This is a genomic window from Citrobacter sp. KTE151 (assembly GCF_000398845.1).
Taxonomy (GTDB): Bacteria; Pseudomonadota; Gammaproteobacteria; order Enterobacterales; family Enterobacteriaceae; genus Citrobacter; species Citrobacter braakii.
Genome location: NZ_KB976059.1, coordinates 401,523 through 415,666, shown reverse-complemented (window position 1 = coordinate 415,666; position 14,144 = coordinate 401,523). Strand labels below are relative to the sequence as shown.

Below are 14,144 nucleotides of genomic sequence, written 5' to 3'. Positions count from 1 at the left end.
CTAAACAATTCGAGTCGCAGGAAGCGGTAAGGAAGCTCATCCCCAGGCGCTTACTACAGTAAGTGACTGGGGTGAGGGAGTGCAGCTAACGCACCTGCGGCTTGCAGTATGACGAGTAATTAGTAGCTGCTTGCGCTCTTACCGTCGCCGTGACCCAGCGCTTTCAGCAGGCTCGCCAGCAGGCTGGATGCGCCAAAACGATAGTGACGGGAATCGGCCCAGTCAGCACCAAACAGTTCGTCGGCAATCGCCAGGAACTGCTGTGCATCTTCTGCAGTACGCACGCCGCCTGCCGGTTTGAAACCTACAGTTTTAGAAACGCCCATGTCGCGGATCACTTCCATCATGATGCGTGCGCTTTCCGGCGTCGCATTTACCGGCACTTTACCGGTAGAGGTTTTGATGAAATCAGCACCCGCTTTGATGGAGATTTCAGACGCTTTACGGATAAGACTCTCTTCTTTCAGCTCACCGGTTTCGATGATCACTTTCAGCAGCACGTTTGCCGCCGCACACGCATCTTTACATGCTTTAACCAGATCAAAACCAACCTGCTCGTTACCGGCGATCAGGGCACGGTAAGGGAACACCACGTCAACTTCATCCGCGCCGTAGGCAATCGCCGCGCGGGTTTCAGTCAGCGCAATCTCGATGTCGTCGTTGCCGTGCGGGAAGTTGGTCACGGTTGCAATACGGATGTCCGGAGTGCCTTGCTCTTTCAGCGTCTTACGCGCGATAGGGATGAAACGCGGATAGATGCAAATAGCGGCAGTGTTGCCTACCGGGGTCTTCGCCTGATGACACAGCGCGATCACTTTTTCATTGGTGTCGTCGTCATTCAGGGTGGTCAGGTCCATCAGTTTCAGTGCACGCAGGCTGCTTGCTGTTAAATCGGTCATAACATTCTCCAACGGCATCGCCGTATAAAATTTCACCTTGCGAGTTTGTTAGTATTCTAACATCCGCTCGCTATTACACTTCGATATACATCACAGTTAATGAAAACCACATACAGATTTGCATTACTCTAATGAGATCTACTTCAAATAAATCACCTTTCAAGAAGGGATGCGGTGGCATCAGGCGCATCCGGATCAAAGGTTGTGGCGGCGTTGCTTTCTACAATGGCGTTACACCTTCGGGATAAAAAGGAATCAACGATGCCCACTTCAAGCGAACTCGCGCTGCAACAGCGTTGCCAACAAATCGTGACCAGTCCGGTGCTCAGCCCTGAGCAGAAACGCCACTTCCTGGCGCTGGAGGCTGAAAACGCGCTGCCTTACCCGCAACTACCTGCTGAGGCTCGCCAGGCGCTGGATGACGGGGTGATCTGCGATATGTATGAAGGTCATGCCCCGTTCAAACCGCGCTATGTTTTACCCGACTACGCGCGTTTTCTGGCCAACGGTTCCTCATGGCTGGAACTGGAAGGAGCCAGGGATCTTGATGACGCGTTATCCTTACTCACCATCCTGTATCACCACGTTCCGTCAGTCACCTCGATGCCGGTCTATCTCGGCCAGCTCGACGTTCTGTTGCAACCATATGTTAGAATTCTAACACAAGATGAGATCGATATTCGAATAAAACGTTTCTGGCGTTATCTCGACAGAACCCTGCCAGACGCATTTATGCATGCCAATATCGGCCCCGCTGATACGCCTGTCACCCGTGCAATTTTACGCGCAGACGCAGATTTAAAGCAGGTTTCGCCTAATCTGACGTTCATTTATGATCCGCAAATTACACCTGACGACCTGCTGCTCAACGTGGCGCAAAATATCTGCGAGTGCAGTAAGCCGCACATTTCCAACGGCCCCGAAAATGATAAAATTTTCACAAAAGGTCAGTATGGCGTCGTCAGCTGTTACAACTCATTGCCGCTCGCCGGGGGTGGAAGCACGCTGGTCAGGCTCAATCTGAAAGCCATCGCAGAGCGCAGCACCTCTGTCGATGACTTCTTTACGCGCACCCTACCGCACTATTGCCAGCAGCAAATCGCCATCATTGATTCACGATGTGAATTCCTCTATGAAAAATCACATTTCTTTGAGAATAGCTTCCTGGTGCAGGAAGGGTTGATTGATCCCGAACGTTTTGTCCCTATGTTCGGCATGTATGGCCTGGCGGAGGCGGTGAATCTGCTGTGCGATAAGGCGGGGCAGAATGCTCGCTACGGAAAAGACGAGGTCGCCAATCAGCTCGGCTATCGCATCAGCGCCCAACTGGCGGAGTTTGTAGAAAGTAGCCCGGTGAAATTTGGCTGGAAGCAGCGCGCAATGCTGCACGCACAGTCAGGGATCAGTTCAGACATCGGCACCACGCCGGGCGCGCGTCTGCCCTATGGCGATGAGCCGGATCCGATCACTCACCTGCAAACCGTCGCGCCGCATCATGCGTATTATCACGCGGGGATCAGCGACATTCTCACGCTGGATGAAACCATCAAGCGCAATCCTCAGGCGTTGGTGCAATTGTGCCTCGGGGCGTTTAAAGCTGGGATGCGTGAGTTTACCGCCAACGTGAGTGGTAACGATCTGGTCCGCGTCACCGGCTATATGGTACGCCTGTCGGATCTGGAAAAATATCGCGCCGAAGGTTCACGCACCAACACCACCTGGCTGGGCGAAGAAGCCGCGCGCAATACCCGCATTCTGGAACGACAACCTCGCGTGATTAGCCATGAACAGCAGATGCGCTTCAGTAAGTAAGATCATTCCTTTCTCCTGCGTCGACGGGCCGGGCAGTCGCCTGGCTCTGTTTCTGCAAGGATGTAACCTGCGCTGTAAAAATTGCCACAATCCGTGGACGATGGGACGCTGCAACGACTGCGGGGAATGTATCCTGCATTGCCCGCATGAAGCGCTGAGCCTGAGTGCGGGGAAAGTGAGATGGCAATCCGACGTATGTCAGCAGTGCGATACCTGCCTGCACATGTGCCCACAGCAGGCCACGCCGATGGCGCAAACCCTGAGCGTTGATGAAGTGCTGCAGCATATTCGCAAGGCGGTGCTGTTTATTGAAGGAATTACGGTCAGCGGCGGCGAAGCGACCACCCAGTTGCCGTTTATCGTGGCGCTGTTTAACGCGATCAAAACCGATCCGCAGCTGCAACACCTGACCTGCATGGTAGACAGCAACGGCATGCTGAGCGAAACCGGCTGGCAAAAACTGCTGCCGGTATGCGACGGCGTAATGCTCGATTTAAAAGCCTGGGATAGCGCGTGTCATCGACAGTTGACTGGCCGCGATAACACGCTGATTAAACAAAGCATTACCTTTTTGTCCGGGCAGGAAAAACTTGCGGAACTGCGCCTGCTGGTTATTCCTGGCCACGTGGATTATCTACAGCATATCGATGCGCTGGCGGCGTTTATCAAACGTTCAGGTGATGTACCAGTGCGGCTAAATGCCTTTCATGCGCACGGGGTGTACGGCGAAGCGAAGGACTGGCCGAGCGCCACGCCTGAGGATGTGGAGCAACTGGCGCAAAAATTGCGCGAGCGCGGAGTGGATAATTTGATCTTCCCGGCGCTGTACCTGTGATTGCCGGCTGTGACGCATCCGTCGTCCGGCAATTAAAAATCAAATAACGCCGTCGTATTGCGATACAGCGCATCAGCGATAACATCCGCAGGTTCCGGGCGCAGCTCGCAGAGGACATCAAAGACTCTGACCACCTGCTCCGGGCGATTCGGCTGTCCCTGAAAGCCGTTGAGCGGCATATCCGGCGCGTCAGTTTCCAGCAGCAGTGAGTCCAGCGGCAGTTGCGCCATTACCTCGCGGGTTTTACTGGCGCGCGGCCAGGTAATGGTGCCGCCCACGCCAATTTTGTAGCCCAGTTGCACAAAACGTTCGGCCTGCTGCACGCTCCCGGAAAATCCATGCACCACGCCGGTTCGCGGTAAAGCATGGCGTTTCAGGTGCATAGCCAGCTTGTCATGAGTGCGCCGCGAATGCAGGATCACCGGCAGTTCGTAACGCTTCGCCAGCTTAAGCTGCGCTTCCAGCAGCCGCTCTTGCTTATCGAATTGCGGATCGTCCCGATAAAGATCCAGCCCAATCTCACCTACTGCCACCAGCTTTTGCGGACGCTTATCCAGCGCCTGCTGCAACTGCTCCAGGCAGTCATCGCTATGTTGCTCAATAACAATGGGGTGCAGCCCCAGGGCAGCAAACAATGGAGGGTAATTTTCCGCTAACGCCAGTACACGGGAAAAATTTGCCGCCTGGGTGGCCGGAACGATAATGCTTTGCACGCCGACGTCAGCCGCGCCCTGAATACTGGCAGATTCATCGCCCGTAAACGGCGGAAAATCAAAGTGACAATGCGTATCAATAAAACGATAACTCACGCCAAATCCTCATTATTAAACGTCGTGTCGTTAGCCTGAGGCGCATTGGTCACCACCGGCGCGTGAGCATCGTTAGCCACCGGCGCGGGAGGAACCACGACCGGTCCCGGCACCACAATCTTCGGCGTCTGACGAGGCAACGGCGCATTTTTCGCCAGCAGCTTGCCGACGGTTGCCAGGAAGTAACGACCACACAGGCGTCCGGTCTTGTAATCTTCCCGCAGCGCCGGAATACGGCTTCCTAATGCCATGCTATGGAGCGGTTTGGGCGGGTAGATCTCAAAGATACGCAGCTTGCCCGGCGGTTTCTCAATAAAACTCTGAATCGCGCGATAGCTGGCTTCATGGTGCTGGACCAGATTCAGCAGCGGTTGCAGGCTGCTTTCGCCCAGCCAGCGTTCCATACGCTTGAACCACTGCGGGGTGTAATACATTTGCGAAGGCACGGTGCGGATAACTACCAGCGTTTTTGCCCCCTGCTTCGCCGCTTCCTGCACGGGAATGGCGTCGCTGACTCCCCCATCGAGATAATTCACACCATCCAGCGCAACCCCGGCGCGGTAGAACCCGGGAATCGCGCTGGAGGCACGAATAAGATCGAGCCAGTTTTGCCGGTTCGGCGAAAAATAGCCTGGCGTGTAGTCATCGCCCCGACAGGCGCACATATAAAACGATTTCCCTGCGGCAAACAGGCGCTCGGCGTTATCCATCGCCAGCGGCATCTGGGACGCGGTCGAATCCACTAGCCAATCGAGATCGATTAAATTTCCCCCCCGCACAAAGCGCACCGGGTCAAAAAATTCACGTCGGGTAGTGTAACGCATGATGACTTTACGACCGTAACCCGGCTGGTTACAAAGATAAGCTGAAAGGTTTTGCGCACCAGCGGAGGTCCCGTAGAAGAGATCAAAAGGATTGAACTGCGCGCGCATGAATTCATCCAGTACGCCAGCGGTGAAGATGCCTCTTTGTCCGCCGCCCTCACACACCAGCGCCATACTGCCTGGTTGAAACGGACGTAACGATAACGGCGCAATATTACCGAGCGTGACGGGTATTCTCTGCCCCACCTCTGCCTTCCTGTTGTTTTTGTAATAGAACAACAAAGTAACGCAAATTGCCTGATGCTAAAACCGTAAAAGCCAGTCCGGTGGACTGGCTTAGTAGCAAGTTATCTTTACGGTTAATCCCCAAAATAATTCGAGTCACAAGAAGGCGGCAAGGGCGTGAATCCCGATCTGCTTACTCTGGTAAGTGATACGGGCAAGCACGCGTAGCCAGCGCACCTTTAACTTGAAGAATAAAGGGGATGTCGCTAGGGCCGTTTACGACCTGTAAACAGGCTGACCAGAAACAGAATGATCCCCACCACAAAAACAATTTTCGCTGCGCCAGCAGCGGTACCCGCCAGTCCACCAAAACCCAGTGCAGCGGCAATTAACGCGATAACCAGAAATATGATGCCCCATCGAAACATGCGCTTCTCCTTTACCATAGTTAATGTCACCGCTTGATATGAGCACTCAGGCTGCCCATCGGCGATATTTTCAGTGTGGTGCACAACACGCCTCCCGACAAACGTCGGGAGGACGAATTAAGTCTAATTAGTGAGTTTTAAGATCGTTTTTGACGCTTTTCACGCCATCAATCGCTTTGGCTATGCTCTCAGCGCGATCGCTTTGAGCCTGTGATTCAACGGTTCCTGAAAGCTGTACCACGCCATCGGTGGTTTCAACTTTCACTTTGCGGGAAGGGACAATATCATCGGCCAGCAGCTTAGCTTTTACCTCACTGGTGATTGCCGTATCGCCCGCATAGCCTTTTACAGAAGTGTCTTTGCTATCACGTACGTGCAGTTTGTCGCTAACGGAGGTCACACCCTCAACGCCTTTGGCGACTTTAACTGCCTCTTCGGCCTGTGCCTGGCTTTCAACAAACCCGCTTAGCGTCACCACCTTCTGGTCGGTTTTAACGGAAATGTCGGTGCTCTTAATGCTATCGTGATCCACCAGCGCGGCTTTTACTTTCGCAGTGATGGTGCTGTCATCCATGAAATTACCGACTTTGTTCATGGAGCTATCGACTTTCTGCCCCGCACTTTCGACGCCGGATTGCGTTTTATCCGTCGTGGAGTTTTCTGCATAAGCAGAACCCGTTGCAACAGCGGAGGTCAGCATCACGGCCAGCAGCGTTTTAGAAATCTTAAGTCCTGTCATTGTCATCGATGTATTCCTGTATGTTTGCTAAAAGCTGCGCTCTGCCGTAAACGGCTTGAGCCAGCAACTAATCTTGTAAGTGGAATAAATATCAGCAATAGAAGCTGCAACAGGCAGCCTAAAAAGCATTTAACGCCGACATTTATGTCATCACATTGTTAAATATAGTTCAGGATTTCGTGATCGCAGTCCAGATTGACTAAAAAACGTGCAAACAAAAGAAAAACGAGAGGTTTTAAGAACATTCCGCAAGGGATTTAAAAGACAGGAAAAGTTGTAGGGCACGGCGGATACCGTGCCCTGAAGGTCGATTAGTGTTCGCGCGTTTTGCGGAACTGAACGTCAGGGTAACGTTCCTGGGTGAGATTCAGGTTAACCATGGTTGGCGCGATATAAGTGAGGTTATCGCCGCCATCCAGCGCCAGCTGAATTTCGTTTTTACGCTTGAATTCTTCGAATTTCTTCACGTCAGAACACTCTACCCAGCGTGCTGTCGCTACGTTGACCGACTCATAAATCGCTTCAACGTTGTATTCGCTCTTCAGGCGTGAAACCACCACGTCGAACTGCAGCACACCAACAGCGCCCACGATCAGATCGTTATTAGCGATCGGACGGAAAACCTGCACTGCGCCCTCTTCGGACAGCTGAACCAGCCCTTTCAGCAGCTGTTTCTGCTTCAACGGATCCTTCAGACGAATACGACGGAACAGCTCCGGCGCGAAGTTCGGAATACCGGTGAACTTCATCATTTCGCCTTGGGTAAAGGTATCGCCAATCTGGATAGTGCCGTGGTTGTGCAGACCCAGAATATCGCCCGGATACGCTTCTTCCACGTGAGAACGGTCACCGGCCATAAAAGTCAGCGCATCGGAGATAACCACGTCTTTACCAATGCGCACCTGGCGCATTTTCATCCCTTTCTCGTACTTGCCGGACACCACGCGCATAAACGCCACGCGGTCACGGTGTTTCGGGTCCATGTTGGCCTGAATTTTAAACACAAAGCCGGTGAACTTCTCTTCTGAGGCTTCAACAACGCGGGTGTCGGTTTTACGCGGCATCGGCGCAGGCGCCCACTCCACTAAGCCATCCAGCATATGATCAACGCCGAAGTTACCGAGCGCGGTACCGAAGAATACCGGGGTGATTTCGCCCGCGAGGAACAGCTCATGGTCGAACTCGTTAGACGCGCCCTGCACCAGTTCCAGCTCGTCGCGCAGCTGCTGCGCCAGGTCTTCCCCCACGGCGGCATCGAGTTCCGGGTTGTTCAGACCTTTAACAATGCGCACTTCCTGAATGGTGTGGCCTTTACCCGTCTGGTACAGGTAAGTTTCGTCTTTATATAGGTGATAGACGCCTTTGAACAACTTACCGCAGCCAATCGGCCAGGTGATCGGCGCACAGCCGATTTTCAGTTCATTCTCGACTTCATCCAGCAGCTCCATCGGATCGCGGATGTCACGGTCGAGTTTGTTCATAAAGGTCAGGATCGGGGTATCACGCAGACGGGTAACTTCCATCAGCTTACGGGTCCGGTCTTCAACACCTTTTGCGGCGTCGATGACCATCAGGCAGCAGTCCACCGCCGTCAGAGTACGGTATGTATCTTCAGAGAAGTCTTCGTGCCCTGGGGTGTCCAGCAGGTTTACCAGGCAGTCATGATATGGAAACTGCATCACAGAGGTGGTAATGGAGATACCACGCTGCTTTTCCATTTCCATCCAGTCAGATTTCGCATGCTGGCTGGAGCCACGGCCTTTTACCGTACCGGCGGTCTGAATCGCCTGTCCGAATAACAGTACCTTTTCAGTAATTGTCGTTTTACCGGCATCCGGGTGAGAAATAATGGCAAAAGTGCGGCGTTTGGCCACCTCTTGCAAATAAGGAGACAACGTCATAGTCAAATCTTCTTAGGTAAGCACGGCAACAGGCCGTGCAAGTTGAATACGAAAAATTGCGGCTATTTTACCCATCAACGGGGGGGAGGCAATCAGTGTTTACACAGGAGCCGCTCCAGTTCACTTAATGACGCTACGGTCCAGGTCGGCTGAATGCCCGCTGGCTGCTCGCGGTGGTGCGTATTTAGCCAGCAGGTGGATAGCCCGGCGTTAATGCCGCCAAGAATATCGGACTCTGCGGTGTCGCCCACCATCAGTACGCGAGAACGCTCAGGATTGCCCGCCTGCTCCAGCGCATGGTCAAAAATACGGGGATCGGGTTTTGCCACGCCAACCTGCTCAGAAATCACCAGCAGGTCGAAATAGTCGCGCAGCCCCGTCCGCTCAAGGCGGATTTGCTGCAACGCCGTAAAGCCGTTAGTAATAATACCGATTTTTGTTTTATCACGAATCGCATTGAGCAGAGAAACCGCCCCTGGCAACGGCGAGCAGATCTCCGCCATCGCATTGATAAAGGCGTCATTAAGCTGGCCTGGCTCAACCTTCAGGCGTTCAGCCCAGCTCTGAAAACGAGCGTGCTGGAGTTGTAATGAGGTTATCGCACCGTTTTGATAATCCACCCACAGCGGTTTATTTACGGCCTGGTAGTCCTGAAAATCTTCAGCGGTAAAGGTAATGCTATAGTCGAGAAACATCCGCTGTAAGCCGGTAAACGAGTCAAACGTAAACAGCGTTTCGTCGGCATCAAAGAAAATCCAGTCCCACTTCTTCATCATTACACCTTGTCTTACATGCTGATTGGCAATGCCATTATAATGGCGTCTTCATGACCATCGGCCGTCGGATAGTAATTGCGCCGGATCGTCGCCTCGTTAAAGCCCAGGCTTTCGTACAGCGCGATAGCGGCAGCATTTGAGGCGCGTACTTCAAGCCACAGTGTCAAAATGCCACGCTTTTCCAGCTCATCGATCAGGTATTCCAGTAGCTCACGCCCCAGGCCCCGGCGCTGAAAGTCAGGATCGACGGCAATATTGAACAGCGTAGCTTCATCCAGCACGACCTGTGTAATCGCAAAGGCGGCCATTACGTCGTCAACCCTCAACTGAAAATTGAGGTAGCGATCGCCCTGGTTGCTGGCAAATGTTTTTTCACTCCACGGAAAAGCGTGGGCGCGTTTTTCAATCTGAAATGCTGCAGGTAAATCAGTCGGTTCGAGGGAAGAAATCGTGTTCATATGCGCAGATTTGTTGCCATAACGCGGCGCGGGCCGCGGGGTTTTCCCGTAATTCATTAAACGCAGGACTCTCGACCTGAGCGCCCTCCAGCAGCAGCGGCTCTTCGGTTCCCAGCCGCCAGCTATTACAGCGACTGCCCTGCGGCAGCATGGCGACGCGGTCAGGCGTCAGTTGTAAAACCTGATCCGGGCTGACGGTTAATGCGCGTAAAATATCGCTCATCAACGGTTCAGTTAGTGCGGGTAATTGTGCAGCAACCATCACCAAACGGACGTGCGCAGGAATTGAAATCGCGATCTCGCCCTGCAGTGCGCCGGGACGACGCAATGACCACTGCGTAATGCCCAATTGCTGTAACTGCCAGTCTCGTCGGGATGTCATAGCGAAACACTCCTGTCTATCAGGGGCGCAAATATAGCAAATTTGTCGAATCCGTGCCATCAAACAACTATAATCCCCCGCTGTACAATTTAAGGAGCACTCCATGTCTGCTTTTACCCCGGCAAGTGAAGTCTTGCTGCGCCACAGTGATGATTTCGAACAAAGCCGTATTCTGTTTGCCGGTGATTTGCAGGATGACCTGCCTGCCCATTTTGAATGCGCCGCCAGCCGTGCGCACACTCAGCAGCTTCACCACTGGCAGGTGCTTAACCGCCAGATGGGCGACAACGTTCGCTTTAGCCTCGTCGCCCAGGCCGATGACGTTGCCGATAGCGATACGCTGATCTACTACTGGCCGAAGAATAAGCCGGAAGCCCAGTTCCAGTTGATGAACATTCTGTCACTGTTACCGGTGGGCACCGATATTTTTGTTGTTGGTGAGAACCGCAGCGGCGTACGTAGCGCAGAGCAGATGCTGGCCGAATACGCACCGCTGAACAAAGTCGACAGCGCGCGTCGCTGTGGCCTGTACCATGGTCGTCTGGAAAAACAGCCGGTCTTTGATGCAGAAAAATACTGGGATGAATACCAGACCGAAAATCTGACCATCAAAACTCTGCCGGGCGTATTCAGCCGTGACGGCCTCGATGTTGGCAGCCAACTACTGCTCTCCACGCTGACGCCGCACACCAAAGGCAAAGTTTTGGATGTCGGCTGCGGTGCAGGCGTACTCTCCGTCGCCTTAGCCAGCCACTCGCCAAAAGTGCGCTTAACCCTGTGCGATGTTAGTGCCGCCGCCGTTGAAGCCAGCCGCGCAACGCTTGCTGCCAACGGTATTGAAGGAGACGTAATCGCCAGTAACGTCTTTTCTGACGTGACGGGTCGCTTTGATATGATCATCTCCAACCCACCGTTCCACGACGGGATGCAGACCAGCCTCGATGCCGCGCAAACGCTGATTCGCGGTGCAGTGCGCCACCTCAACAGCGGCGGTGAACTGCGTATCGTGGCGAACGCCTTCCTGCCTTATCCGAAGGTACTGGATGAAGTGTTTGGCTTCCACGAAGTTATCGCGCAGACCGGTCGCTTCAAGGTCTATCGCACCATCATGACGCGTCAGGCGAAGAAGTAGAACGGTCATCCCATGCCGGATAAGGTGCCTGCACCGCCATCCGGCAGGGTTTGCTAAATGCGGGGTGGCACTTCGTTTACACGGCCTGCGTTTAGCGCCCATTTTTACATCAATTAAGCGCGTCCTGGGCAATTAACTATTGACGAAAAGTTGAAAACCACTAGAATGCGCCTCCGTGGTAACGATACTTTTTTGAGTGTCGATGGTATGCGAAGGTGGCGGAATTGGTAGACGCGCTAGCTTCAGGTGTTAGTGTCCTTTCGGACGTGGGGGTTCAAGTCCCCCCCCTCGCACCATAATCCACGTTGATATTGCTCGCACTGGGCGAAGGTGGCGGAATTGGTAGACGCGCTAGCTTCAGGTGTTAGTGTCCTTAGGATGTGGGGGTTCGAGTCCCCCCCCTCGCACCAATTATCTTATTTCCCTCTCGATTTTCTTCCCTGTTTTGTTCATCCCTGATTCCCGTTCATCATCACCAGAACAATGCCGCCGATCAGCGCCGCACATGAAGGCAACAGGACAAAATGCCGCAAACGCTTGTGGTACAGCATGAGTGAAGTCAACAGTAATCCTAATACAATCATCGCCTTCCATACGTAGACCGACAGGTCGCTAAATGCCATCCCGGCAATCAGTATTCCCGGCAGCAGAACACCCCATCCACTGCCCAGCGTACGTTGCAACATGGTACCACCTATTACATTGATAATGATAACCAATATCATATGATAAATTTTCTCATTTGTCAGTTGGAAGGCACTATCAAGTATATGAGTTTTACTTAACGATTGATGACATGAATAATTTAAGGTGATAAATTGCTCGCCGGTTAGCTTTTCAACTAAAAACAATAAAAACCTCTGCGAATGATACCCCGTTCGTTATTTGTTTTATTTACCAACACACCTTCGTACATTGCAGATAACTAACAATATTTACCTATGACAGTACAATCCTGGCGAGCTCTGCGCACCAAAAAATACCAACTCTCTTTACGATTATTTCTGCTGCTCAACGCAGTCTCCGCACTGTTTACGCTTTTTTTTCCCCTGTTTGCCGTCAAAGCGTTGTCAGTACCGGCATTGCTGATTCTCGTGATGAGTACATTGTTGCTGGCATGGCATAGGAAATATGTGGATAAAAGAATTAATCTTCCTTTTATTTCAATCGTTTTTGGTTTGCTATGGGCATTACATATTTTCCTGAAATATAACGCTCTGGGTCATAATGATTATTATTTTCTATTAATCGCGCTTCTCAGCGTGCTGTTTATTGGTTCTATCGCTTTTGCCAATAATATCATCGCGTTTACGCTTCACTCATTGCCTTCCGTCGCCGTCTGTTTATGGCTGAATGGCAGCGAGCATGGTTTGCGAATTATCTATTTTATGGCGCTGCCCATGGCCGGGATCGCCATCCAGCATGTGATACAAAAGCGCTACGATGGCTTCGCCCAGCAGCTGATGTATAAACTGCTGGAAGAACGGGAAACCCTGAACGGGCTCAGCATGCTCGACCCGCTAACCGGTTTGTACAATCGTCGGGGGCTGCAACACCGACTCGATACGCTGTTGGCCTTGAGCAACGCGAAGCACTACGTCTTGCTGCTGGATATCGACCATTTCAAAGCCTATAACGATCACTACGGTCATATGATGGGAGATCAGGCACTGATCCGCGTCTCTGCCGCGATTCGTGACTCCGTGCGCTCCCGGGACGTGGTGGCGCGCTTTGGTGGGGAAGAGTTTATGGTTTTGCTGACCGCGGTCGATCCCCAGCAGGCCCAGGCTGCCGCCGAACGTATTCGCCAGAAGGTGTACGACCTTAAAATTCCTCACATGTTTAACGAGAGCGTGGCAACCAACGTAACCGTGAGTATTGGTATTGCGCCTCTGGTCGAGCAGGATATTGATGCCGCTGTTGCCCGAGCGGATAAAGCCCTTTATGAGGCCAAGAGCCTTGGGCGCAACAGTACGCTGGTCAGCGATGACCTGCGGGTAAACTGCCCTTCTGCCTGAGCTATCTGTGCGGTGTCTCCCGGGATGGCGACAAAGATCTTGCCATCGCTCAATGTCAATTATAGGATTAGCAATCATTATCATTAAGATTAACATCCTTATATCGACATGGCTTATCGTTCCGCACCGATCGTTGAAGATATCATCTGGCGTGGCCCTCTGCCTGCAAAGATGCCCTCGCTGGCTGCTGCCGTACGCGCAACGATAGCCAACACCCGTGAGCACCTGCTGGACTTCATTCGTCTTGACGAAACGCCCGTGCCAGGTGCGATGACGCTACATGAATGGACGCAATCAACGACGCTAAGTTCATTGCTGGCTGTCTATTCGGACCATATTTATCGCAATCAGCCCACGCTGCCACGCGAAAATAAGCCGTTGATTTCTCTCTGGGCGCAGTGGTATATCGGCCTGATGATGCCTCCGCTCATGGTGGCCCTGCTGACGCAAAAAGAGGCCATCGACGTCTCTCCTGAACACATGCACGTAGAATTCCACGAAACAGGCCGTGCTGCCTGCTTCTGGATCGACGTGCATCAGGATCACCAGGTCACGGCCCAGTCTCCTCAGCAACGCATGGAAACGCTGATTCTCTCGGCGCTGACGCCGGTTATGCAGGCGCTGGAAGCGACAGGCGAGATCAATGCGAAGCTTATCTGGAGCAACACCGGATATTTAATTCACTGGTATTTAACGGAAATGAAGCCGTTATTAGGTGAAGAACTGCTGACCACACTGCGCCAAACCTGTTTTTTTGAGAAGCAACTCTCCTGCGGTCAGGATAATCCCCTGTGGCGTACCGTTGTTCCGCGCGAGGGACTGTTAGTACGCAGAACCTGCTGCCAGCGCTATCGCCTGCCCGATGTCCAGCAATGCGGTGACTGCACGCTGAAGTAAGCGAGGAGC

15 protein-coding genes and 2 tRNA genes are annotated in these 14,144 nt (G+C 52.8%); 7 read left to right on the top strand and 10 right to left on the bottom strand.

Features of this window, described 5'->3' with window-relative positions; all coding sequences use genetic code 11:
* Positions 1–119 precede the first annotated feature (119 nt).
* A complete protein-coding gene (deoC, locus tag WC7_RS22275) occupies positions 120–899 on the bottom strand; it encodes a deoxyribose-phosphate aldolase (RefSeq protein WP_016151608.1) in 780 nt (259 codons plus the stop codon).
* Between the two features lie 261 nt (positions 900–1,160).
* Here deoC and WC7_RS22280 point away from each other — a divergent pair, with 261 nt between their 5' ends.
* A complete protein-coding gene (locus WC7_RS22280) occupies positions 1,161–2,711 on the top strand; it encodes a YjjI family glycine radical enzyme (protein WP_016151607.1) in 1,551 nt (516 codons plus the stop codon).
* A complete protein-coding gene (locus WC7_RS22285) occupies positions 2,683–3,546 on the top strand; it encodes a YjjW family glycine radical enzyme activase (protein WP_016151606.1) in 864 nt (287 codons plus the stop codon). Before WC7_RS22280 ends, WC7_RS22285 begins: the two co-directional genes overlap by 29 nt.
* Positions 3,547–3,578: 32 nt before the next feature.
* Here WC7_RS22285 and WC7_RS22290 read toward each other — a convergent pair whose 3' ends face one another.
* From WC7_RS22290 to holD, 8 genes are all read right to left on the bottom strand, one after another.
* Entirely contained in the window at positions 3,579–4,355 is a 777-nt protein-coding gene (locus WC7_RS22290) for a metal-dependent hydrolase (RefSeq protein ID WP_016151605.1), read from the bottom strand.
* The gene (locus WC7_RS22295) at positions 4,352–5,425 is read right to left on the bottom strand and encodes a patatin-like phospholipase family protein (protein ID WP_016151604.1); all 1,074 of its coding nucleotides are present in this window, start codon (positions 5,423–5,425) and stop codon (positions 4,352–4,354) included. The genes WC7_RS22290 and WC7_RS22295 overlap by 4 nt, the downstream gene beginning before the upstream one ends.
* A 245-nt stretch (positions 5,426–5,670) precedes the next feature.
* The gene (locus tag WC7_RS25040) at positions 5,671–5,832 is read right to left on the bottom strand and encodes a DUF1328 domain-containing protein (RefSeq protein ID WP_003019081.1); all 162 of its coding nucleotides are present in this window, start codon (positions 5,830–5,832) and stop codon (positions 5,671–5,673) included.
* 127 nt (positions 5,833–5,959) lie between these two features.
* Positions 5,960–6,577: a molecular chaperone OsmY gene (gene osmY, locus WC7_RS22300; protein ID WP_016151602.1), complete on the bottom strand. Its 618-nt coding sequence runs from the start codon at positions 6,575–6,577 to the stop codon at positions 5,960–5,962.
* A 305-nt stretch (positions 6,578–6,882) separates the two neighbouring features.
* The gene (gene prfC / locus WC7_RS22305) at positions 6,883–8,472 is read right to left on the bottom strand and encodes a peptide chain release factor 3 (RefSeq protein WP_016151601.1); all 1,590 of its coding nucleotides are present in this window, start codon (positions 8,470–8,472) and stop codon (positions 6,883–6,885) included.
* Between the two features lie 92 nt (positions 8,473–8,564).
* On the bottom strand, positions 8,565–9,245 hold the full coding sequence (gene yjjG, locus WC7_RS22310) for a pyrimidine 5'-nucleotidase (protein ID WP_016151600.1): 681 nt from the start codon (positions 9,243–9,245) through the stop codon (positions 8,565–8,567).
* 14 nt (positions 9,246–9,259) lie between these two features.
* Positions 9,260–9,706, bottom strand: coding sequence for a ribosomal protein S18-alanine N-acetyltransferase (rimI, locus tag WC7_RS22315; RefSeq protein WP_005123887.1), 447 nt, complete (start codon positions 9,704–9,706; stop codon positions 9,260–9,262).
* Positions 9,675–10,088, bottom strand: coding sequence for a DNA polymerase III subunit psi (gene holD, locus WC7_RS22320; protein ID WP_003837254.1), 414 nt, complete (start codon positions 10,086–10,088; stop codon positions 9,675–9,677). The genes rimI and holD overlap by 32 nt, the downstream gene beginning before the upstream one ends.
* A 103-nt stretch (positions 10,089–10,191) precedes the next feature.
* Here holD and rsmC point away from each other — a divergent pair, with 103 nt between their 5' ends.
* The 3 genes from rsmC to WC7_RS22335 all read left to right on the top strand — a co-directional run bounded on the left by rsmC (position 10,192) and on the right by WC7_RS22335 (position 11,630).
* Positions 10,192–11,220 (top strand): 16S rRNA (guanine(1207)-N(2))-methyltransferase RsmC, encoded by a 1,029-nt coding sequence (rsmC, locus tag WC7_RS22325; RefSeq protein ID WP_016151599.1) that lies wholly within the window; start codon positions 10,192–10,194, stop codon positions 11,218–11,220.
* Between the two features lie 209 nt (positions 11,221–11,429).
* A tRNA-Leu gene (locus WC7_RS22330) sits at positions 11,430–11,516 on the top strand.
* A 28-nt stretch (positions 11,517–11,544) separates the two neighbouring features.
* Positions 11,545–11,630: transfer RNA gene (locus tag WC7_RS22335), tRNA-Leu, on the top strand.
* A gap of 39 nt (positions 11,631–11,669) precedes the next feature.
* Here WC7_RS22335 and WC7_RS0124300 read toward each other — a convergent pair.
* A complete protein-coding gene (locus WC7_RS0124300) occupies positions 11,670–11,945 on the bottom strand; it encodes a DUF1435 domain-containing protein (RefSeq protein ID WP_019078313.1) in 276 nt (91 codons plus the stop codon).
* A gap of 216 nt (positions 11,946–12,161) precedes the next feature.
* On the opposite strand from WC7_RS0124300, the gene WC7_RS22340 reads away from it, so the two are divergent.
* Positions 12,162–13,238 (top strand): GGDEF domain-containing protein, encoded by a 1,077-nt coding sequence (locus WC7_RS22340; RefSeq protein WP_016151597.1) that lies wholly within the window; start codon positions 12,162–12,164, stop codon positions 13,236–13,238.
* Positions 13,239–13,346: 108 nt separating this feature from the next.
* Positions 13,347–14,135 carry a siderophore-iron reductase FhuF gene (gene fhuF, locus WC7_RS22345; RefSeq protein ID WP_016151596.1) on the top strand — a complete coding sequence of 263 codons (789 nt, stop codon included), beginning with the start codon at positions 13,347–13,349 and terminating at the stop codon, positions 14,133–14,135.
* Positions 14,136–14,144: the final 9 nt, after the last annotated feature.